At 59.4% G+C, this 21,900-nt stretch carries 20 protein-coding genes; 17 read left to right on the top strand and 3 right to left on the bottom strand.

Features of this window, described 5'->3' with window-relative positions; all coding sequences use genetic code 11:
* Positions 1–2 precede the first annotated feature (2 nt).
* From atpF to atpC, 6 genes are read left to right on the top strand one after another with little or no spacing between them, the layout of a single operon-like run.
* Entirely contained in the window at positions 3–509 is a 507-nt protein-coding gene (gene atpF / locus ACNSPV_RS01695; RefSeq protein WP_348584828.1) for a F0F1 ATP synthase subunit B, read from the top strand.
* Positions 506–1,045 carry an ATP synthase F1 subunit delta gene (gene atpH / locus ACNSPV_RS01690; RefSeq protein WP_097774384.1) on the top strand — a complete coding sequence of 180 codons (540 nt, stop codon included), beginning with the start codon at positions 506–508 and terminating at the stop codon, positions 1,043–1,045. The genes atpF and atpH overlap by 4 nt, the downstream gene beginning before the upstream one ends.
* A gap of 58 nt (positions 1,046–1,103) precedes the next feature.
* Positions 1,104–2,624: a F0F1 ATP synthase subunit alpha gene (atpA, locus tag ACNSPV_RS01685; RefSeq protein WP_348584829.1), complete on the top strand. Its 1,521-nt coding sequence runs from the start codon at positions 1,104–1,106 to the stop codon at positions 2,622–2,624.
* A 17-nt stretch (positions 2,625–2,641) separates the two neighbouring features.
* A complete protein-coding gene (gene atpG, locus ACNSPV_RS01680) occupies positions 2,642–3,490 on the top strand; it encodes an ATP synthase F1 subunit gamma (protein WP_348584830.1) in 849 nt (282 codons plus the stop codon).
* Between the two features lie 27 nt (positions 3,491–3,517).
* On the top strand, positions 3,518–4,912 hold the full coding sequence (atpD, locus tag ACNSPV_RS01675) for a F0F1 ATP synthase subunit beta (protein ID WP_005938088.1): 1,395 nt from the start codon (positions 3,518–3,520) through the stop codon (positions 4,910–4,912).
* Between the two features lie 3 nt (positions 4,913–4,915).
* Positions 4,916–5,314 carry an ATP synthase F1 subunit epsilon gene (gene atpC, locus ACNSPV_RS01670; RefSeq protein ID WP_339394954.1) on the top strand — a complete coding sequence of 133 codons (399 nt, stop codon included), beginning with the start codon at positions 4,916–4,918 and terminating at the stop codon, positions 5,312–5,314.
* A gap of 411 nt (positions 5,315–5,725) precedes the next feature.
* Here the strand turns inward: atpC and udk are convergent, their stop codons facing one another.
* Complete coding sequence (gene udk, locus ACNSPV_RS01665) at positions 5,726–6,355, bottom strand: uridine kinase (protein WP_249237495.1); 630 nt, start codon at positions 6,353–6,355, stop codon at positions 5,726–5,728.
* A 184-nt stretch (positions 6,356–6,539) separates the two neighbouring features.
* On the opposite strand from udk, the gene ACNSPV_RS01660 reads away from it, so the two are divergent.
* Entirely contained in the window at positions 6,540–8,159 is a 1,620-nt protein-coding gene (locus ACNSPV_RS01660) for a phospholipase D-like domain-containing protein (RefSeq protein ID WP_348584831.1), read from the top strand.
* A 113-nt stretch (positions 8,160–8,272) separates the two neighbouring features.
* Here the strand turns inward: ACNSPV_RS01660 and ACNSPV_RS01655 are convergent, their stop codons facing one another.
* Both ACNSPV_RS01655 and ACNSPV_RS01650 read right to left on the bottom strand, forming a co-directional pair.
* Entirely contained in the window at positions 8,273–8,560 is a 288-nt protein-coding gene (locus tag ACNSPV_RS01655) for a zinc-ribbon domain containing protein (RefSeq protein ID WP_005921120.1), read from the bottom strand.
* A 643-nt stretch (positions 8,561–9,203) separates the two neighbouring features.
* Positions 9,204–10,400 carry an acetate/propionate family kinase gene (locus tag ACNSPV_RS01650; RefSeq protein WP_097774388.1) on the bottom strand — a complete coding sequence of 399 codons (1,197 nt, stop codon included), beginning with the start codon at positions 10,398–10,400 and terminating at the stop codon, positions 9,204–9,206.
* 247 nt (positions 10,401–10,647) lie between these two features.
* On the opposite strand from ACNSPV_RS01650, the gene ACNSPV_RS01645 reads away from it, so the two are divergent.
* From ACNSPV_RS01645 to rpsJ, 10 genes are all read left to right on the top strand, one after another.
* Entirely contained in the window at positions 10,648–11,853 is a 1,206-nt protein-coding gene (locus ACNSPV_RS01645; RefSeq protein WP_348584832.1) for a nucleotidyltransferase family protein, read from the top strand.
* Between the two features lie 137 nt (positions 11,854–11,990).
* Complete coding sequence (locus tag ACNSPV_RS01640; protein ID WP_249237491.1) at positions 11,991–13,307, top strand: NAD(P)-dependent oxidoreductase; 1,317 nt, start codon at positions 11,991–11,993, stop codon at positions 13,305–13,307.
* Between the two features lie 155 nt (positions 13,308–13,462).
* Complete coding sequence (locus tag ACNSPV_RS01635; RefSeq protein ID WP_348584833.1) at positions 13,463–15,013, top strand: DUF1538 domain-containing protein; 1,551 nt, start codon at positions 13,463–13,465, stop codon at positions 15,011–15,013.
* Positions 15,014–15,025: 12 nt separating this feature from the next.
* Positions 15,026–15,727 (top strand): P-II family nitrogen regulator, encoded by a 702-nt coding sequence (locus ACNSPV_RS01630; RefSeq protein ID WP_348584834.1) that lies wholly within the window; start codon positions 15,026–15,028, stop codon positions 15,725–15,727.
* Positions 15,728–15,841: 114 nt separating this feature from the next.
* A complete protein-coding gene (locus tag ACNSPV_RS01625; RefSeq protein WP_348584835.1) occupies positions 15,842–16,720 on the top strand; it encodes a YitT family protein in 879 nt (292 codons plus the stop codon).
* Between the two features lie 262 nt (positions 16,721–16,982).
* A complete protein-coding gene (locus ACNSPV_RS01620) occupies positions 16,983–17,237 on the top strand; it encodes a DUF1858 domain-containing protein (protein ID WP_249237487.1) in 255 nt (84 codons plus the stop codon).
* Between the two features lies 1 nt (position 17,238).
* A complete protein-coding gene (locus tag ACNSPV_RS01615) occupies positions 17,239–17,904 on the top strand; it encodes a class I SAM-dependent methyltransferase (RefSeq protein WP_339394960.1) in 666 nt (221 codons plus the stop codon).
* The gene (locus tag ACNSPV_RS01610; RefSeq protein WP_348584836.1) at positions 17,901–18,677 is read left to right on the top strand and encodes a Nif3-like dinuclear metal center hexameric protein; all 777 of its coding nucleotides are present in this window, start codon (positions 17,901–17,903) and stop codon (positions 18,675–18,677) included. Before ACNSPV_RS01615 ends, ACNSPV_RS01610 begins: the two co-directional genes overlap by 4 nt.
* A 192-nt stretch (positions 18,678–18,869) precedes the next feature.
* A complete protein-coding gene (locus tag ACNSPV_RS01605) occupies positions 18,870–20,624 on the top strand; it encodes an Rqc2 family fibronectin-binding protein (protein ID WP_348584837.1) in 1,755 nt (584 codons plus the stop codon).
* 920 nt (positions 20,625–21,544) lie between these two features.
* Positions 21,545–21,856, top strand: a complete 312-nt coding sequence (rpsJ, locus tag ACNSPV_RS01600) for a 30S ribosomal protein S10 (protein WP_005934923.1) — start codon at positions 21,545–21,547, stop codon at positions 21,854–21,856.
* Positions 21,857–21,900: the final 44 nt, after the last annotated feature.

Here is a 21,900-nt window from a genome sequence, read left to right as displayed (position 1 = left end):
TTATGGAACTGTACCAGGCGTTGATCACGCTGGACGGCTGGACCTTTCTGGCCCAGATCTGCAACCTGATGATCCAGCTGTTCATCTTCAAAAAGTTCCTGCTGAATCCGGTCAAAAACGTGATCGCAGAGCGCAAGGCGAAGGCAGACAGCCAGATCGCCGATGCCACCAAGCTGCGCACTGAAGCCGAAGCCATGAAGGCAGAGTACGAGCAGAACCTGCAGAATGCCCGCACCGATGCCAACGAGATCGTTGCCAATGCGCAGAAGACGGCCACCGCCCGCGGCGAAGAGATCGTGGGCGAGGCCCGCGCGCAGGCTGCTGCCCTCAAGCAGAAGGCCGAAGCCGACATTGCGCAGGAGCGCAAGAAGGCCGTGAACGAGGTCAAGGACGAGATCGGCGGCATCGCCATGGAGATCGCCTCCAAGGTGGTGGAGCGTGAGATCAGCGAGAAGGATCACAAGGATCTGATCGACGAATTTATCAAAAATGTGGGTGAAGCATCATGACCGAGACTGCAAGGATGTACGGCGGAAGCCTGTACGATCTGGCGGCGGAGGAAGGGCTGGAGGCCCGCATTCTGGGTGAGCTGGACGAAGCCGTGGCGCTTTTTAAGGCGAATCCGGACTACCTGCATCTGCTCAGCACCCCCAGCATCCCGAAAAGAGAGCGCTGCGGCCTGCTGGATGAAGCACTGCGGGATCAGGTCCACCTCTATGTGCTGAACTTTTTGAAGATCCTGTGCGAGAAGGGCACCCTGCGGGAGCTGTCCGGCTGTGCACGGGCTTACCGTGTGCGCTACAATCAGGCGCACGGCATTCTGGAAGCAACGGCGACCACTGCAGTGGCAATGACGGAGCAGCAGGCAAAGAGCCTGCACGAAAAGCTGGAAAAACTCACCGGCAAGACCATCGACCTGAAAACAAAGGTCGATCCGGCAGTGCTGGGCGGCATCCGGCTGGATATCGAAGGCACCGAGCTGGACGGCACGGTGCAGAACCGTCTGTCCGCCCTGCGCAGGGATATTGCTTCCGTGACCCTGTAAAAATGAATCGAATTTCCACCCGAAAGATTTTTAAGAATTGAGTGGTGAACAAACAAAGATGCAACTGAAACCTGAAGAGATCTCCAAGATCATCCGTGCGCAGATCAAGCATTACGAAAATGCCATCGAGCAGAGCGAGACCGGCACGGTCATTATGGTGGGCGACGGCATCGCCCGCGCCAGTGGTCTGGAAAAGTGCATGGCAGGTGAGCTGCTTCAGTTTGATAACGGCGAATACGGCATGGCCCAGAATCTGGAGGAGAATACCGTCTCCATCGTTCTGCTGGGCTCCGACGTCGGCATCAAGGAAGGCAGCACTGTCAAGCGCACCGGCAAGGTGGTGTCCGTGCCGGTGGGCGAAGCCATGATCGGCCGCGTGGTCAACGCGCTGGGCCAGCCCATCGACGGCGCAGGCCCCATTGAGACCACCGAGTTCCGCGCCATTGAAAGCCGCGCTCCCGGCATCATCGACCGTCAGCCGGTCAAGGAGCCGCTGCAGACCGGCATCAAGGCCATCGACTCCATGATCCCCATTGGCCGCGGCCAGCGCGAGCTGATCATCGGCGACCGCCAGACCGGCAAGACCACCATCGCCTCCGATACCATCATCAACCAGAAGGGCAAGGACGTCATCTGCATTTACGTTGCCATCGGTCAGAAGCGCTCTACCGTGGCAAATCTGGTGCAGAGCCTGACCGAGGCCGGTGCTATGGGCTACACCATCGTGGTGTCCGCAACGGCATCCGAGCTTTCGCCCCTGCAGTATATCGCACCCTACTCCGGCTGTGCCATGGGCGAATATTTCATGCATCAGGGCAAGCACGTCCTCATCATCTACGACGATCTGTCCAAGCACGCCGTGGCCTACCGTGCACTGTCACTGCTGATCCGCCGTCCCCCGGGACGTGAGGCTTACCCCGGCGACGTGTTCTATCTGCACTCCCGTCTGCTGGAGCGCGCGGCCAAGCTCTCCAATGAGCTGGGCGGCGGCAGCCTGACGGCTCTGCCCATCATCGAGACGCAGGCGGGCGATGTTTCCGCCTACATCCCCACGAATGTCATTTCCATCACCGATGGTCAGATCTTCCTGGAGACGGAGCTGTTCCACTCCGGTGTCATGCCGGCAGTCAACCCCGGCATCTCGGTGTCCCGCGTGGGCGGCAATGCTCAGATCAAGGCCATGAAGAAGGTCGCCGGCACCCTGAAGCTGATCTACTCCCAGTACCGCGAGCTGCAGAGCTTTGCACAGTTCGGTTCCGATCTGGACGCCGACACCAAGGCCCGTCTGGCACAGGGCGAGCGCATCGTGGAAGTGCTCAAGCAGAACCGCTCCGCTCCCGTGCCTGTGGAAAAACAGGTGGCTGTCCTGTACGCGACCATCCACGATTACCTCGTGAAGGTCAAGGTGCCGGATGTGGCCGAGTATGAGAAGGGCCTGTACGAGCATCTGGACAACGATGCCGCTGGTGCCGCCGTCATGGAGACCATCCGCACCACCGGCAATCTGGATAAGGATACCGAGGAGCAGCTTAAGAGCGTGCTCACAGCCTATACCGACAGCTTCGTCAAGGCACACTAAGGAAGGAGGCGTAACGCATGGCTGGTTCCATGAAGGACATCAAGCTGCGCATCAAAAGCGTAGAGAGCACCATGCAGATCACCAAGGCAATGGAACTGGTGGCTTCCTCCAAAATGCGCCGCGCCAAGGAACGGGTGGAGCACAGCCGCCCCTACTTTGAAACGCTGCATGAGACCCTGACCAAGATCGCTGCGGCAGACCCCCGTGCCCGCAACCCCTACCTGCGCCGTGACGAAGTGAAGCGCACGCTGCTCATCGTCATTGCAGGCGACCGCGGCCTTGCCGGTGGATACAATTCCAACGTGCTCAAGCAGGCTGCAGCCGAAGAGGGCGAGGTGCTGGTGCTGCCCATCGGCAAGCGCTCGGCAGAGTATTTTGTCCATCACGAAGTGCCCCTGTTCACGCAGGAGGTGCTGCTGGCGGCAGATGTCTCGGTGGGCGAGTGCTTCCAGCTGTCCCACCAGATCACCGAGGGCTACCTCAAGGGCGAGTACGATGCGGTGAAGATCTGCTACACCCGGTTCGATTCCATGATGACCCAGACCGCAGCCACCATGGAGGTGCTGCCGCTGTCCATCGAACCCACCGAGCAGCAGAAGGCAGAAGCCCGCCGCAGCCAGATCCTGTACAAGCCCAGCAGCGAGGAAGTATTCAGCGCGATCATCCCGGAGTATGTGGCCGGCATCGTCTACGGCACCGTGTGCGAGAGCGTGGCAAGTGAGCTTGCCGCCCGCCGCACCGCCATGGATGCCGCCACCAAGAACGCCGGTGAGATGATCGATCATCTGAACCTGTATTATAACCGTGCCCGTCAGGCCGCCATCACGCAGGAGATCACTGAGATCGTGGCCGGCGCGGAGATTTAACAACCTATCAAAAAGGAGTTGTAGCCTATGTCCGAAAAACATATCGGCAAGGTGCTCCAGGTCATCGGCCCGGTGCTGGACATCCAGTTTGAGGATGGCCAGCTGCCGGAGCTGCTCAACGCCATCGAGATCGACAACCACGGCGAAAAGCTGGTGGTCGAGGTGGCACAGCACACCGGCGATAACGTGGTGCGCTGCATTGCAATGAACAGCACCGATGGTCTGGTGCGCGGCACCGAAGCCGTGGATACCGGCGAACCCATCAAAGTGCCCGTGGGCGACCAGTGTCTGGGCCGCGTGTTCAACCTGCTGGGTGAACCCGTGGACAACAAGCCCGCCCCGGCCCCGGAGGCCTACTGGCCCATCCACCGCCCTGCTCCCAGCTACGAGGAGCAGCAGTCCACCACCGAGATCCTGGAGACCGGCATCAAGGTCGTGGATCTGATCTGCCCCTACGCAAAGGGTGGCAAGATCGGTCTGTTCGGCGGTGCAGGCGTCGGCAAGACGGTCCTGATCCAGGAGCTGATCTATAACATCGCCACCGAGCACAACGGCTACTCGGTGTTCACCGGCGTTGGCGAGCGCACCCGTGAGGGCAACGACCTGTACGGCGAAATGACCGAGAGCGGCGTTATCAACAAGACTGCGCTGGTCTACGGCCAGATGAACGAACCCCCAGGAGCCCGTATGCGCGTGGCACTGTCCGGCCTGACCATGGCGGAGTATTTCCGCGATGTGAAGAATCAGGATGTGCTGCTCTTCATCGATAACATCTTCCGCTTCACCCAGGCAGGCTCTGAGGTGTCCGCACTGCTGGGCCGTATGCCCTCTGCCGTCGGCTACCAGCCCACGCTGGCCACCGAGATGGGTGCTCTGCAGGAGCGCATCACCTCCACCCGCAAGGGCTCCATCACCTCGGTGCAGGCCGTCTACGTGCCCGCCGACGACCTGACCGACCCGGCCCCTGCCACCACCTTTACCCATCTGGATGCCACCACGGTCCTGAGCCGTGACATTGCTTCGCAGGGCATCTACCCCGCTGTGGACCCGCTGGATTCCACCAGCCGCATCCTCAGCCCGGAGGTCGTGGGTCAGGAACACTACGAGATCGCCCGCGCCGTCCAGAAGGTGCTGCAGCGCTACAAGGAGCTGCAGGATATCATTGCCATCATGGGCATGGACGAGCTGAGCGAGGAAGACAAGCGCACGGTCAGCCGCGCCCGCAAGGTGCAGCGCTTCCTGAGCCAGAGCTTCCACGTGGCAGAGCAGTTCACCGGTATGCCTGGCCAGTATGTGCCGCTCAAGGAGACCCTGCGCGGCTTCAAGATGATCCTGAACGGCGAGTGCGACGAGCTGCCCGAGAGTGCATTCCTGTTCGCGGGCACCATCGATGACGTGTTCGCAAAAGCGAAGAAAGGGTAAACCATGACGACCTTTCATCTGACGGTGGTCACGCCGGACGGCTGCGCCTTTGACGGGCAGGCCGAGCGCATCGTCTGCCGCGCCATCGACGGCGATATCGCCATCCTTGCCCGACACGGGGATTACTGCACCGCGCTGGGCATGGGCGAAGCGCATATCGTGGACGCGGACGGCCAGCGCCGCCGCGCCGCCTGTATGGGCGGCCTGCTGAGCGTGCTGGACGGCGAAGTGCGTCTGGTCGCAACCACATGGGAGTGGGCCGAGGAGATCGATCAGGCCCGCGCTGAGGCTTCCAGGAAGCGTGCGGAGGAGATCCTTGCGCAGAAGAACCTCGCTCAGCGGGACTACGAGCTGGCTCAGGCACGCCTCAAGCGCGCTCTGGTGCGCACCTCTATCCACTGAACCCTGTATACAAAAAGGCACCCGCAGCGATCCGGCTGTGAGTGCCTTTTGTTTTGCATGGGATGATTTTAAATGCGCGCCGAGGTCAGCAGCCTCGCCCTCTCAGTCTCGCTACGCTCGCCAGCTCTCCCAAAGGGAGAGCCCTTGGCATGGCGGTACAGTTTCAGGCTAAAGCCTTCACCCGCCGGGGGAAGGTGGTGCGTAGCGCCGGATGAGGGGCAGACTGTCAGTGATTTCCTGTAGCGCCACGCTTTCGCAGAAAGCGGCGCTACAACTGCCGTTTTCCTCCACGACCCCTCTCGTGAAAAAAGGGGTTCGGGAAAGTCCGCAGACTTTCCTGAACCCCCAAAATTTAAATAACTCTTCCGCTGAATATGCGCAAAGCGAACGCGGAGCGCATTCCCAATCGTCTCACAGCCGATTTGCCTTCTCGATCAGGTTGCGGATGTGATGGGCCAGCATCTCCACCGCAGCGGTGTTCTCGCCGCCGTTGGGCACAATGATGTCTGCATTGCGCTTGCTGGGCTCCACAAAGGCCTCGTGCATGGGCTTGACGGTGGTCAGGTACTGCTCAATGACGCTGTCCAGACTGCGGCCCCGCTCCTTCACATCCCGCACCAGACGGCGCAGGATGCGCTCGTCGGCGTCGGTGTCCACATAGATCTTGTAGTCGAACAGGGCGCACAGCTCCGGCTCCACAAAGGGCAGGATGCCTTCCACGATCAGCACCGGTGCGGGCTCGATGTGCTGCACCTTGTCGCTGCGGTTGTGGTTGGAGTAGTCGTACACCGGGCAGTCGATGGCGCGGCCTGCCTTCAGCTCCTGCAGATGGTAGATCAGCAAAGCGTTGTCAAAGGCGTCCGGATGGTCGTAGTTCAGCTTGCAGCGCTCCTCAAAAGGCAGCTCATCGTGGCGCTTATAGTAGCTGTCATGGGAGATCAGGCGCACTTCATCCTCGCCAAAACGCTCCTTCAGCCGCAGAGCAAGGGTGGTCTTGCCGCTGCCGGAGCCGCCTGCAATGCCAATAATCAGATTATTCATAGGGGTCCCTCCTGCATTATCCTGCCGCTTTGGGTGGAAAAAAGGGCAGGAATGGATTATAATAGGTGCAAAGCTGCCTGTCCGGGACACAGCGCCGGGCGGGCTTGTTCCTGTACATCATAACACAAACCGGCACATTTTTACAGCCCCGGAGCTGCAAATGTGCGAGATAAGGGAAAATGCCATGCAGAAAAAACAATTTCAGCAAAATATGAAGGACAAGGTCCGGGTGTTTGAGGATGGCGGCATCCGCCTGCTCAAACGGGGACAGAAGGGCGTGGTACACGCTATTTTCAGCCGTTTTGGTCTGGTGCTGGTTCTGCTGCTTTTACAGGCGTTCGCGCTGTTCAGCCTGCTGCAGTGGTTCGGCGGGCTGCTGCCGCATTATTTTGGCGGCACCCTGCTGGTAACAGCGGCAATGATGGTCTATCTGCTCAATCAGGACATGGACAACAGCGTGCGCATCACATGGCTGGTGGTCACGGCGCTGATGCCGGTGCTGGGCGTGCCGCTGTTCTGGTACACCAAAAGTGATGTGGGCCACAATGCCCTGAAGCGCCGCCTGCTGGATCTGGAAGGCCGGACCCGCGCCCAGCTGCCGCAGGATGAGCAGACTGTGCAGCTTTTGCAGGAGCAGGCACCCGAAGCGGTGCCGCTGGCACGGTATCTGCGCGGCAAGGGCGGCGGCTTTCCGGTCTATGCCGACACGACGGCCACCTACTTCAACGGCGGCGAAGCCATGTTCGATGAAATGCTGCGCCAGCTGGAAACGGCAAAAAAGTACATCTTTCTGGAATATTTCATCGTGGATGAAGGCCTGATGTGGGGCCGCATTCTGGAAGTGCTGGCCCGCAAGGCGGCGCAGGGGGTGGATGTGCGTGTGATGTATGACGGCACCTGCGAGTTCTCCACCCTGCCGCGGGATTACCCCAGCCGGCTGGAAGCGCTGGGCATCCAGTGCAAGGTGTTCTCGCCGGTCACGCCCTTCGTCTCCACCCACTACAACTACCGCGACCACCGCAAAATTCTGGTCATCGATGGCCAGGTGGGCTTTACCGGCGGCGTGAATCTGGCAGATGAGTACATCAACCACATAGAAAAGTATGGCCGCTGGAAGGACTCGGCCCTGATGCTGGAAGGCGAAGGTGTGCGCTCCATGACGGCGCTGTTCCTGCAGATGTGGTGCATCCTGCGCCAGCCGGAGTTTGAGCAGTTCCTGTCCGATCCCATCCCGGCGGCAGCAAACGCCAAGGGCTTTGTGGTGCCCTACGGGGACTGCCCGCTGGACGGTGAGCGGGTGGGCGAAATGGTGTACATGGATATGCTCAACCGCGCCCGGAAGTATGTGCACATCATCACGCCGTATCTGATCCTGGACGGCGAGCTGGAAACGGCCCTGCGCTTTGCGGCAGAGCGCGGTGTGGATGTGCACCTGATCCTGCCCGGCAAACCGGATAAGTGGTTCGCTTATGCACTGGCAAAGACCCACTACGAGGCACTGCTCTCCTCAGGCGTGAAGATCAGCGAGTGGACGCCCGGCTTTACCCATGCCAAGGTAGTCATTGCGGACGGTGTGGAAGCCGTGGCAGGCACCATCAATCTGGACTACCGCAGCCTGTACCATCACTTTGAAAACGCGGTCTGGATGTGCGGCACCGACTGCATTGCCAACATGGAAGCGGATTTTCAGGATACGCTCACCCGGTGCCGCAGGGTGGAGCGGACGAAAGAAAGCATCTGGCAGGGCAAAAAGCTGCTGCATCTGGCGGGCATCCTGCTCAAGTTCATTGCGCCGCTGGTGTGAAGGACTCCCTCCGTCATGGCTGCGTAAGCAGACTGGAGAAGCTCTGAATACAAAAAGGCCCGCTGCCTTTCGACAGCGGGCCTTTTGTTACCGATTTAAATAAAAATCAGCGCTTAGTTCTGCTTCATGCGAGCGAAGCAGTCAGAGCAGTAGACCGGACGGTCCTCACGGGGCTGGAAGGGAACCTTGCAAGCCTTGCCGCAAGCTGCGCAGACAGCATCGAACATCTGACGCTCACCGCTGTTGCTGCGTGCGCCGCCGTTCTTGCGGGCGTCACGGCAGGGCTTGCAGCGCTGGGGCTGATTCTCGAAGCCGCGAGATGCGTAGAACTCCTGCTCACCAGCAGTCCAAACAAATTCCTTACCGCAGTCCTTGCAGACCAGAGTCTTGTCTTCAAACATAGTAGTATCTCCTCTTTAGTTAGTTCTTGCCCACGGAAGGATTGTAACCATACCTTTGGTTTTGGGACCATCGCGCTGATCAGTAAGCTTACCAGGGGCTTGAATGAATAGACGTCCTCCAATTGAGGACTTTTCTATTGTACCGTTCTTTTTGAAATTTGTCAACCAAAAAACAACCATTCGCCTTGTTATTTGTATAGATAGCACAATCCGACAGGGCTGATTTGGGTAAAATAACTGCCGGAAGTCAGAAAAGTGGAATGTTGCACAGTCTTTTCGCAGCGGCAGCTTTTGGACGCAGACGATTGGAAATGGCCTCCGCTTGCGCTCTGGCCATAAATAAAGGAAGATTTGTTTATACTTTGCGTTTGTTGCGGCCTGCGGGCCGCAACAAACGCATTTTCACAGAAGGGGCCGTAAAGGAAAACGGGAAATTTTCCCACCGAGAAGTCGTTTACGGTTGGGATTTTTCTCGTGAAAAAGTGGTTCAGAAACACCCGCAGGTGTTTCTGAACCACAAATTAAAAATAATCTTTCCGCTGAAAATGGCCAGAGCGCAGCGGAGGCCATTCCAATCGTTCTACGCAAAAGGGGCTGCCGCACAATCCGTGCAGCAGCCCCTGCAAAGCCCTTTGGGAAACGATTACTTCTCGATGACTTCCTTGGTGTCGCGGGCGATCATCAGCTCCTCGTCGGTAGCGATGACAAGAGTGCGCACCTTTGCGCCCCAGGCAGTGATCTCGCACACATCGCCCACGGGGTGCTTGTTCTTCTCGGTATCGATGCGGATGCCCAGCCAATCCATGTGGTGGCAGACCTTTGCACGGGCAATTGCGTCGTGCTCGCCGATGCCGCCGGTGAAGACGATGGCATCCACGCCGCCCATTGCAGCGATGTAAGCGCCAACGGTCTTCTTGATCTGGTAGTTCAGCATGTCGGAAGCCAGCTGTGCGCGCTTGTTGCCGGCAGCAGCTGCCTCTTCCACGTCACGCTTGTCGCTGGAAACACCGGAGATGCCCAGCAGGCCGGACTTCTTGTTCAGGATCTCGTCCAGCTCGTGGCCGGTGATGTTCAGGGTGTACTTCAGGTAGTTGACCACAGAAGGATCCAGGTCGCCGCAGCGGGTGCCCATCATCAGGCCGGCCAGCGGGGTCATGCCCATGGAGGTGTCCACGACCTTGCCCTGGTCCACAGCGGCAATGGAGGAACCGTTGCCCAGATGGCAGGTGATCAGCTTCAGGCGCTCAATGGGCTCTTCCAGATACTCGGCAGCCTTGTGCGCAACGTACTTGTGGCTGGTGCCGTGGAAGCCGTAGCGGCGCACGCCGTACTTCTCGTAGTACTCATACGGAATGGCGTACATATAAGCCTTCGGAGGCATGGTGCTGTGGAAAGCGGTATCGAACACAGCCACCATGGGGATGTTGCCGAACACCTTGCGTGCGGCCTCGATGCCCAGAATGCCGGCGGGGTTGTGCAGGGGAGCCAGAGGGCTCAGCTCGCGGATGGTCTCGATGACCTCGTCGGTGATCAGGCAGCTCTCCTTGAACTTCTCGCCGCCGTGCACGACACGGTGACCGATGGCATCGATCTCGCTGACGTCGTTGATGCACTTGCCTTCGCCGGTGGTCATCTTCTTCACGACCTCGGCAAAAGCCTCGGTGTGGGTGGGGAAGATGGCGGGCGTGGTGGCCTTGTGGCCGTTGGCCTCGTGGGTGATCATGCTGCTTTCCATGCCAATGCGCTCGCACAGGCCCTTGCACAGCACCTTCTCGCCGTCCATATCGATCAGCTGATACTTCAGAGAAGAAGAGCCGCAGTTAATAACCAGAACTTTCATCTGTGTTGCCTCCTGTATGTTTTTGCTCTGCCCACGTGTGAGGACAGAATTTTACAGATTCCTGTGTTTATTATATAATAGGGTGGGCAGCTTTTCAAGCCGCAACCCGGGCAAAGCGATAAAACTTGTGTACAAGGTTTTTGTACATCCTGCCTATTATTGCAGAATAGCCGGGCTTTTTTCTGTGAATACGATATAAATTTAACAATCTTTTCGGGACACAGCGGCCCTTTTTAAGGAGAACTCTATGAAGTTTGCAGGCATCATTGCGGAATACGACCCCTTTCACAACGGCCATGCATGGCAGCTGGCGCAGGCAAAAGCGCTGGGCGCAGAGCATGTGGCGGTGGCCATGAGCTGCGGGCTGACCCAGCGCGGGAGCCTGCCGCTGCTGCCGGAAGCGGTGCGGGTGCAGGCCGCACTGCAATGCGGGGCAGATCTGATATTTGCCCTGCCTGCACCCTGTGCCTGCGCGGGGGCAGAGGCTTTTGCCCGGGCGGGGGTGCGCATCCTTGCCGCCGCCGGATGCGATGCGCTGGTGTTCGGGGCAGAGACGCCGGACGCGGCCCTGTTGATGGACGCGGCCCGGGTGCTGTGCAGCGCCGCCTACCGCACCGAGCTGAAACAGCAGCTGGCCGCCGGTGCCCGAAGCTTTGCCGCCGCGCGGCAGGCAGCGGTGGAAGCGCTTTGTCCGGGCACGGCGCTGGCCGCACTGCTGGATAAGCCCAACAACAATCTGGCAGTGGAATACTGCAAGGCCATTCTGGAACAGGAGGCACCCATGACCCCGGTGCCGCTGCCCCGCGTGGGGGCGGGCCACGGGCAGACTCTTGCCGAAAGCGGCCACGCACAGTTTGCCAGCGCCAGCGCGCTGCGCACCCTCTGGGCAGAGCAGGGAGCGGATGCGCTGGCTCCTTATGTGCCGGAGAAAGCACTGAAACTGTATAAAAAAGTGGAAATTGACGGAACGTATACCGACTACACCGCTGCGGGCCGGTGTCAGCTGACTCTGCTGCGGGCGGCCTGTGCCCGGCCGGAACCCTTTGCCGCAGTGCGGGGCGTTTCCGAGGGGGTGGACCACCGGCTGGAAAACGCCGTGCGCAGCTGCACCGGCCTGCCCCAGCTGCTGGACGCGCTGACCACGGTGCGTTACCCCCGGGCCCGGATGCGCCGTCTTGCCATGGACGCCGCACTGGGCTATGCGGCAGAGACAGTGCCCGCTCTGCCGCCGTATCTGCACCTGCTGGGGGCCCGGCGGGAAGCTTTGCCGATGCTCAAAAATACGGCCCTGCCGGTGAGCCATTCGCTGGCAAAGCTGGAAAAAGAAAATGCAGACTGCGCCCGCATGGCGGCGGCACAGGCAGCAGCCAGCGATTTTGGCGCACTGTGCCGCCGGGTGCCCGGGCCGATGGGGGGAGTATATCGTCAAAAAATTATCTTTTTGACGAATTGACAAAAAATAATCGAAGAAATTTTATGCAGAAACACTTGTGTCCGGACGGTTTGTGGTGTATGATTAAAGCAATGCAATGTTGGATACAACAAATGAGAACGGAATCAGAAAACCGCATGCAATAAGGAGGAAACTTCATGGCACTTCACGTTCTGGACGAAGCCAACCGCTGCCTGGGCTGCAAAAAGCCGCTGTGCCAGCAGGGCTGCCCCATCCACACCAATATCCCGGAGGTCATCCGTCTGCTCAAGGCAAACCAGATGGACGAAGCCGGCAGGATGCTGTTTGAAAATAACCCGCTGACCACCGTTTGTGCGCTGGTGTGCAACCACGAGAACCAGTGCGAAGGCCACTGTGTGCGCAACCGGATGCCCAGCCACGACCCGGTGCACTTCTCCATTATTGAAGACTACATTTCCACGACCTACGCCAACAAAATGACCGCCGGCCCTGCCCCCAAAAACGGCATGAAGGCGGCAGTCGTTGGCTCCGGCCCGGCGGGCCTGACCATTGCGGTGCTGCTGGCACGCTGGGGCTACGATGTGACCATCTTTGATGCCCGTGATAAGATCGGCGGCGTCATGCGCTACGGCATTCCCAACTACCGCCTGCCGGACAGCGTGCTGGACGATTTCCAGTACCGCCATCTGGAGCTGAAGGGCATCAAAGTGCGGCCCAACACCACCATCGGCAAGACCATCACCATCGATGATCTGTTCCGCGACGGCTACAAGAGCGTGTTCATCGGTGCCGGTCTGTGGAAGGCAAACGCCATGCATATCAAGGGCGAGACGCTGGGCAATGTAGCCTTTGGCATCGACTATCTGGCAAACTCCAAGGCGTTCCGTCTGGGCGATGATATTGCCGTGATCGGCGTGGGCAACTCTGCCATGGACTGTGCCCGCACCGCCATCCGCAACGGTGCCCGCCACGTCACCTGCTATGCCCGCCGTGACGAGAGCTGCATCAGCGCCTCCGAGTACGAGGTGAGCTATGCAAAGCTGGAGGGTGTGGGCTTCCGCTTCTGCAAGGCACCGGTGGAGATCCGGGAGAACGGCCTGATCTGCCGCGATACCGTCAAGGGCGAGGACGGTAAATTTACGCAGGTGGAGGGCAGCGAGACCTTCTACCCCCACACCGGCGTCATCGTCTCGGTGAGTCAGGGCTCTGAGAGCAACCTCGTCAAGACCACCACCGGCATCGAGACCAACCAGAAGGGCCTGCTCACCGTCAGCGAGGACGGCAGCACCACCCGCGAGGGCGTGTTTGCCGGCGGCGACGCCGTGATGGGCGCCCGCACCGTGGTGGAGGCGGTGGCTGTGGCCAAGAAGGTGGCCGAATCCATGGACGCCTACATGAAGAGCCTGCCCGCAGAAGAAGCAGCTGATCCCTATGCCGATATCCCGGTGTTCCAGACCCCCACCTCGGACGTGCTGGCAAAGCAGGAGATCTGACGAAATAAAGACAAAGTTGGAAGAAACTGTAAAGCTTCTGCGTCTTTGCCAATCTTTGCCGCTCCGTTTGTTGACGGGGCGGCTTTTGCCTTGTATACTATTCATATACTTGTTTTCGATTTGTACAAACTGGAAACAAAAAACAGCGAAAGGCGGTGGACGCTATCCTGAAAGCATCCCTCCCGAAACTGCGGGAAAAACTATTGGAAGCGCTGCAGGCAGTGCTGCCCATTGCAGCCATCGTGCTGGTGCTCTGCTTTACCATTGCACCGGTGTCACCCAGTATCCTGCTGTGCTTTCTGCTGGGCGCAGCCATGATCGTGCTGGGCATCATGTTCTTCACCCTGGGCGCGGAGATGAGCATGACCCCCATGGGCGAGCGCGTGGGCGCGGTGATCACCAAAAGCCGGAAGCTGCCGGTGATTTTGGGCATCGGCTTCCTGCTGGGCTTTCTCATCACCATCTCGGAGCCGGACCTGCAGGTGCTGGCAAATCAGGTACCCGCGATCCCCAACACGACCCTTATCCTGTCGGTGGCGGCAGGCGTGGGTCTGTTTCTGGTGTTTGCCTTCCTGCGAATGCTCATCGGCATCTCGCTGCCCCGGCTGCTGGTGCTGTTTTACAGCATCATCTTTCTTCTGGCGGTCTTTGTGCCCAGGGAGTTTCTTGCCGTGGCCTTTGATTCCGGCGGCGTGACCACCGGCCCCATGACGGTGCCCTTCATCATGGCACTGGGTGTGGGTGTGTCAGCGATCCGCGGCGACCGCCACGCGGCGGATGACAGCTTTGGTCTGGTGGCCATGTGCTCCATTGGCCCCATTCTGGCTGTGCTCATTCTGGGCATCGTATTCCGTGCCTCGGACAGCACCTATATCCCGCCGGTGCTGCCGGAGGTAAGCGACTCGGTGGAGCTGTGGCAGCTGTTCCATGTCAGTCTGCCTACTTATTTAAAGGAGATCGCCGGTTCTCTGCTGCCCATCATCGTGATGTTCGGCATTTTTCAATTTGTGGCCCTGCACATGGACGGCCGCTCTCTGGGCCGCATTGCGGTGGGCCTTGCCTACACCTATGTGGGTCTGGTGCTGTTCCTCACCGGCGCAAACGTCGGCTTTATGCCTGCCGGTAATTATCTGGGTCAGGTGCTGGCCGGGCAGAGCTTCCGCTGGATCATCATTCCCATCGGAATGCTCATCGGTTACTTCATCGTCAAGGCCGAGCCGGCTGTCTATGTGCTGAACAGGCAGGTGGAAGAGGTGACCGACGGTGCCATTTCGGCGCAGGCCATGGGCACGGCCCTCTCGGCAGGCGTGTCCATTTCGGTGGGCCTTGCCATGGTGCGGGTGCTCACCGGCGTTTCCATTCTGTGGTTTCTCGTGCCGGGCTATGTGTTTGCCATCGGCATCTCCTTTGCGGTGCCAAAGCTGTTCACCGCCATCGCATTTGACGCGGGCGGCGTGGCATCCGGCCCCATGACGGCCACCTTCCTGCTGCCGCTGGCACAGGGTGCCTGCGTGGCCGTGGGCGGCAATATCGTCACCGATGCCTTTGGCGTGGTGGCGATGGTCGCCATGACGCCGCTCATCACGGTGCAGCTGATGGGCCTTGTGGCACAGCTCAAGACCCGCAAGGCACGGCAGGCGCAGCATGCCGCCGCACAGGCCTTTGCCTTTGCCGGTCTGGCGGACGATGATATCATTGAACTGTAAGGAGGGCGCGGCATGAGTTCGTTGTTTTTGATGGTGACCATCACCGACCGCCGCTCCACCGATGCCTTTTTGCAGCTGTATGAGCAGCACGGCGTGGATGTGAACCTGCGCACGGTGGGCAGCGGCACAGCGGTGCGGGAGACTCTGGCCACGCTGGGTCTGGAAAAGACCGAGAAGGCGGTGCTGCTGGCGGTGGCGACAGAGGATACGTGGAAGGCCGTCCGGACAGACCTGCGCCGCAAAATGCGCATCGACGTGCCGGGCACCGGCATTGCATTCACGGTGCCGCTGAGCAGCATCGGCGGCAGAAGGGCGCTGATGTTCCTCACCCAGCACCAGCCGCTGACATTGAAGGAGGAGAGCACCTTGAAGGATACCCGTTACGAACTGCTGCTGGTGATCGCCAATCAGGGCCACACCGGTGCCATTATGGACGCCGCCCGCGCAGCGGGTGCCGGCGGCGGCACGGTGATCCATGCCAAGGGCACCGGCATGGAGGGCGCAGCCCAGTTCCTTGGCGTGGAGCTGGTGAACGAAAAAGAGCTGGTGCTCATCGTGGCCCGCACACCGGAAAAGAACCGCATCATGAAGGCCATCATGGACGGTGCCGGGCCCAAGGCGGGCGCGATCGTATTCTCGCTGCCGGTAACGGATACCGCCGGTCTGCGTCTGCTGGAGGACGAGGAGCCGGTGCAGGAGACCTCTGCGCAGTAAACAACAAAATGTAATTTATTCCGGGATTATTCCGCATTTATGGGCGAAACGCTTGATAAATGCGGATTTTTTCGTTATCATAGAAGAAAGAAATTCAAGAATGAGGGACAAAAGATGATAAAGCTTTCATATGAGCAGCAGATCGCATTCAATTCGCTGTCCATCATCGTGGGCAATGCACTGTATGCGCTCACGGTGGTGCTGTTTCTTGTGCCGTCAGGCCTGATCACCGGCGGTGCTACCGGCATCGCACTGGGCATCAACCGTGCATTGGGACTGCCGGTGTCCGGTGTGCTGTTCGTCATCAACATGACCATGCTTGCGGTGGGCTGGGTGCTGCTGGGGCGGCGCTTTGCGGTCACCACCGTTGCCAGCACCCTTCTGAGCCCCCTGTTTCTGGCCCTGTGGGAGCGGGTGTTCGCGGACTTTGTGCTTACCGATGATCTGGTGCTCAACACCATCTTTGCAGGCCTCGGCGTAGGCATTTCGCTGGGCATCACCATCCGGGCAGGCGCATCCACCGGCGGCATGGACATCCCTCCGCTGGTGCTGAACAAATATTTCCACATCCCGGTGTCGGCCAGTATGCTGGTGTTCGATATGCTCATCCTCTGCCTGCAGGCGGCGTTCAGCCCGCTGCAGCAGTGTCTGTACGGCATCGTGATGGTCATCGTGTATACGGTGGTGCTGGACAAGGTGCTCCTCTTCGGCACTACCCGCACCGAGGTAAAGATCATCAGCCAGCACGCCGATGACATCCGGGAAGCCATCTTCACCCAGCTGGACCGGGGTGTGACCGTGCTGCATGGCGAGGGCGGCTACAGCCACGAGCCGGAGCAGGTGCTGCTGAGCATCGTGAGCAACCGCCAGCTGCCGAAGCTGGAAAAGCTGGCCCATGCCATCGACCCCACCTGCTTTATGATCGTGAGCCATGTGACGGAGGTGAGCGGGCGCGGCTTCTCGCTGGAAAAGGACTATCAGGCGGAAAAGTGAGCGAACCCTCTCAGTCACGCCTGACGGCGTGCCAGCTCCCCCGAAGGGGGAGCTTTATGGGTACTGACCGGAAGATGCATAAAAGCTCCCTCCCTTGGGGGAGCTGGCGAACGGAGTGAGCCGGAGAGGGTTGACTGCAAAAGCCTTCGGAGGCGGGCGGATTTTCCGCAAGGCTCTTGCAAAACTGCTCCGGTTTGGGGTATATTATAGAGGAACAGCAGGGTTTGCTGTCAATGCCCCCAAACAGAAAGGAAAAAACATCATGTTTGATATTTTCAATATGCTCAAAAAGGAAGAACACAAGGACGCAAAGCAGGTGACCCGCGATACCATCATCGGCGATATCCTGGATATGGACCAGACGACCGCTCCCTACTTCATGGAGATCGGCATGCATTGTCTGGGCTGCCCCGCATCCCGCGGCGAGAGCATCGAGGAGGCCTGTGCTGTCCACGGCGTGGATTGCGATGAGCTGATCGAGAAGCTGAACGAGCATCTGGCAGCAAAGAAGGCATAAATTGCTGCCCACACTGGATGCGCGTCTGGCTGCCGCCGCAGAGCTTGTGCGGCCGGGAGAGCCGGTGGCGGACATTGGCTGCGACCACGGCAAGCTGACAGCGGTGCTGGCAGCTTCGGGCCGGTATCCGAAGGTGATCGGTGCCGACCTGCGGCCCGGCCCGCTGGCAAAGGCAGAGCAGACGCTGGAACATGCAGGCTGTAAAGACCGCGCTGAGCTTCGGCTTGGCGACGGTCTTTCTGTGCTTACGGAGAATGAGGTGGGCAGCATCGTGCTGGCGGGCGTTTCCGCTCAGACCACATGGGAGATCCTGGAGAAGGCACCGTGGGTGTTCACTGCACGCGGGCCGCGGATCATCATGATCCCGGCCACCCGCCACGACGCGCTGCGCCGCTGGCTGTGGGAGCACGGCTTCCGTTTTGTGGCAGACCGCCCGGTGCAGGCGGCGGGCCGCTGGTATGCGGTGATGGCGGCAGAGTACACCGGCGAGGTGTATGCACCCACCTTTGCCGAGTGCCTGTTCGGCGGCACAGGCGTCTGGCCCGAGGGAAAAGGCTACGCCGACTGGCAGAAGGCAAAGCTGCCCCGGATGCGCCTTGGCGTACCGGATGGCAGCGCACTTGCCGCCGAGATCGATGCAATTTTAAAAGAGGGGACAGAGCGATGATAACAGTACGGCAGGTATACGAAGCAATGCAGGCCATCGCGCCGCTGGAACTGGCCGAAAGCTGGGACAATCCCGGCTTGCTGGTGGACTGCGGCGGCGCGGTGCACCGGGTGCTGACGGCGCTGGACATCACCCCTGAGGTGGTGGAGGAAGCCGCCGCAAAGCAGTGTGAGATGATCGTGTCCCACCACCCGGTCATTTTTGACCCGCTCAAAAGGCTCGGTCCGCAGGATGTGCCGTTCCAGCTGGTGCGGGCGGGCATTTCTGCCGTCTGTATGCACACCAATCTGGACGCTGCAGAGGGCGGCGTGAACGAGGTGCTTGCGGGCATTTTCGGCATGAAGGACATGGAGATCTTTGCCGAGGGCTGCGGCCGCGTGGGTGCCATTGAGAAGATCACGGTCCCGGAACTTGCCCGCAAGGCGCAGCAGGAGCTTACCGTGCGCTGCAACGCACCCGCCGTCGGCCCGGCGGTGCAGGTGAAGTTTGCGGATGCCGGCCGGCCGGTGAAACGGCTGGCGGTCATCAGCGGCGCAGGCGGGAGCCTGTTTGCCGATGCCCTCGCCATGGGGGCCGACTGCCTGCTGACCGGCGAAGCCAACCATCACCATGCCATCGACGCAAAGCGGCTGGGGCTTTCGCTCATTGCTGCGGGCCACTACGCCACCGAATTCCCGGTGACCGCCGCTGTGGCGGCAAAGCTGCGTGCCGCCCTGCCGGAGCTGGACGTGCTGGTGAGCACCGAAAACCGGGACCCGTATACGTATTTGTGAGGGAAAGCTGCTGCTATTTCTTGCAGCGATTTTCCGGCTGAGATGAAGATTGCCGCTGCGGCCCCTTCTGTGAAAGAGTAATTCGGCAAAGCCCGCAGGCTTTGCCGAATTACAAATACAAATAAAAATTCCGCTGATTATGGCCAAAGCGAACGCGGCGGCCATTTAAAATCGTTAAACGAGGTAAACACTATGGCATTGGATGCCGCGACACTGGCCCTTACGGCAGCAGAGCTCAAAGCGACGCTGACCGACGCCAAGATCGCAAAACTATTTGAACCCACCCGCGATGAGCTGGTGCTCACCCTGCGCACCCGCACGGATACCTATGCGCTGCTGCTTTCGGCCCGCAGCGGTTCCGCCCGGGTGTGCCTGACCGAAGAAAGCTTTGAAAACCCAGAGACGCCGCCCTCCTTCTGCATGCTGATGCGCAAGCACCTGACCGGCGGCAGGCTGCTGGATGTGCACATGGAGCCGGGAGACCGCATCGTCTACTTTGATTTTCAGTGCACCAACGAGATGGGCGACCTTGTGCGCAACACCCTGTGTGCCGAGCTGATGGGCCGCTACTCCAATCTGGTGCTGGTGCAGAACGGTAAAATCATCGATGCACTCAAGCGGGTGGATTTTGAGGACAGCGATGTGCGCCAGCTGCTGCCGGGCCTGCCCTACACTACGCCCCCCAAGCCCGCCCGTCCGGATTTTCTGCTGGTGAGCGCGGCGTCCATCGTATCGGCCGCCTGTGAGCGGGATCTGCCGGTAGCGGATGCCCTGAACAAGACCGTGGCTGGCGTGGGCCCGGTGGTCTGCCGGGAAGCCGCATGGCGCGCCTTCGATGGGGAGCACCTGATCGCCAACGAGCTGACCGGGGAGCAGAAGCGCCGCCTGATGGCCTCCATCGATGAACTGAAGGAGATCCATGAGAACGGCGGCTGTCCGTGCAGCATCACCGACCCCAGCGGAAAGCCCATTGAGTATACCTTCTTCCGCCCGCAGCAGTACGGTGAGAAGTACAGGATAAAGGAGTGGCCGTCCTTCAATGCCATGCTGGAGGGCTACTACGCCGAGAAGGACCGTACCGAGCGCCTGCGCACCAAAAGCAAGGAGCTGCACAAGGCGGTGCACAATATGTACGAGCGTGCCGTCCGCAAGCAGGCGGCACGTCAGGAAGAGCTGGCCGCCAGCGGCAAGAGCGAAAAGCTGCGGCTGTACGGCGAGCTGCTTTCGGCCAACCTCTATCTGGCCCAGAAGGGCATGAAGAGCATCACGGTGCCCAACTGGTACGACGAGGGCAAAGAGGTGACCATCCCGCTGGACCTGCGCTTCACCCCCAGCCAGAACGCCCAGAACTTCTTCAAGAACTATAAAAAGAAGCAGACCGCTGCCCGGATGCTGGTGGATCTGCTGGCAGAGGGTGAAAAGGAGATCGCCTATCTGGAAACGGTGCTCTACGAGGTGGAGTCCGCTTCCGGCGAAGCGGCCCTCAACGAGATCCGGGCAGAGCTGAAGAGTCAGGGCTACCTGAAATACTACAAGCAGCGGGATAAGCGCCAGAAGCCTGCAGATTTCCTGCGGTTCACTTCCACCGATGGCTTTGAGATATTGGTGGGCCGCAACAACGCCCAGAACGACAAGCTCACCCTCCACACCGCCCGGGGCAAAGACCTGTGGTTCCATGTGCAGAAGGCCCCCGGCAGCCACGTTGTGGTCATGAGCCGGGGCGAGGAGATCCCGGACACCACCAAGCAGGAAGCCGCGGAGCTGGCAGTCATCTACTCCAGCACCTACAAAGCAGGCACCGGCGCCAAAGTGGCGGTGGACACCACTGAGGTGAAGAACATCTGGAAAGCCAGCGGTGCCAAGCCCGGCATGGTGCTGTACGAGGTGTACACCACGGTCTACATCACGCCCCGGGATGGGCTGGCGGAACAGCTGAAGAAGAAGTGACGATTTGAAATTGTCTCCGCTTCGCTCTGACAATATTAGAGGAAAAATTATTTTTAATGTTTGCAAACCGGCAAAGCCTGCGGGCTTTGCCGGTTTGCTTTTTCACGGGAAGGGGTCGTAGAGGGAAGCGGCAGCTTGCCGACGCTTGTTTCCTTCGGAAACGGTCGCGTGGCAGGGAAGCAACCTCGCCCTCTCCGTCTGCTCACTACGTTCGCATCCACCTCTCCCAAGGGGAGAGGCCTTGGCAAAGAGATGAAGCTTGCGTGGACTGCCAAGGGCTCACCCTTTGGGAGAGCTGGCAAAGCCGACAGGCTTTGACTGAGAGGGCGAGGACGGTAGAGCTCCGGCCCTGCCTTTTATTATATATGTATAAAAGCGGCAGAATGGTCCATACTAAGAACTGCGCAGCGGGCGCGGCAGAGTTTTCCACCGGCAGAAAAGCCTGCGGATTGTGCATCTTGCACAGAAAATGCGCTCTTTGACAAAACGGAGAAAATAAAAAAGAAAATTCGTTCTTTTTTCTAAAAAACACTTGCCAAATGCACGAAGGTGTGATAGAATAACTCTCGGCTGCAAAGGGCTTGTGCGATACAAGTCGTGCAGGCCAGCGATATGCGTAGATGCGGGAGGTTGTCATCCGGCGATAGCTGCGATGGGTTATTTCCGCGGAGTATGTCCGATCTTAGAACCGGGCGAAAGAATTACTGACAGCGATGGAATACGTTCCCTCGGCAGAGAAGTTACTCCTCTGCGAAACGGGCGGAACCAATGTTCGGATTTGATTTGCTAATATGTTTCCGGGAGAACTGCCATGCGGTTCACCGGTTTTTATAGTGCCAAATCGAGGAACACCCGGAACTGTGTAGAGCAATTTATCGGCTCGCCTAGGGCAAAATCAATTTTTTCAGGAGGCGTAAGCAATGGCAGTCAAAGAGAAAATCAGAATCCGTCTGCAGAGCTATGATGCTCAGCTGATCGATGCCGCAGCAGAGAAGATCGTGGAGACCGCAAAGCACACCGGTGCACGCGTGTCCGGCCCCATCCCCCTGCCCACCGATCGTGAGATCGTTACCGTTCTGCGCGCTACCCACAAGTACAAGGATAGCCGCGAGCAGTTCGAGAGCCGCACTCATAAGCGTCTGATCGACATTCTGAAGCCGTCCAACAAGACGGTCGAGGCTCTGATGAGCCTCCAGCTCCCCGCTGGCGTGGACATCGAGATCAAGCTGTAAAAGACACTCGATCAAATTCGATGCCCTCGTTTCCCGAGGGGTCA

Source organism: Faecalibacterium sp. 3 (assembly GCF_048323735.1).
Classification (GTDB): domain Bacteria; phylum Bacillota; class Clostridia; order Oscillospirales; family Ruminococcaceae; genus Faecalibacterium; species Faecalibacterium wellingii.
The sequence above is the reverse complement of the archived record's forward strand: the minus strand, read 5'-3'. Positions and strand labels throughout refer to the sequence as shown.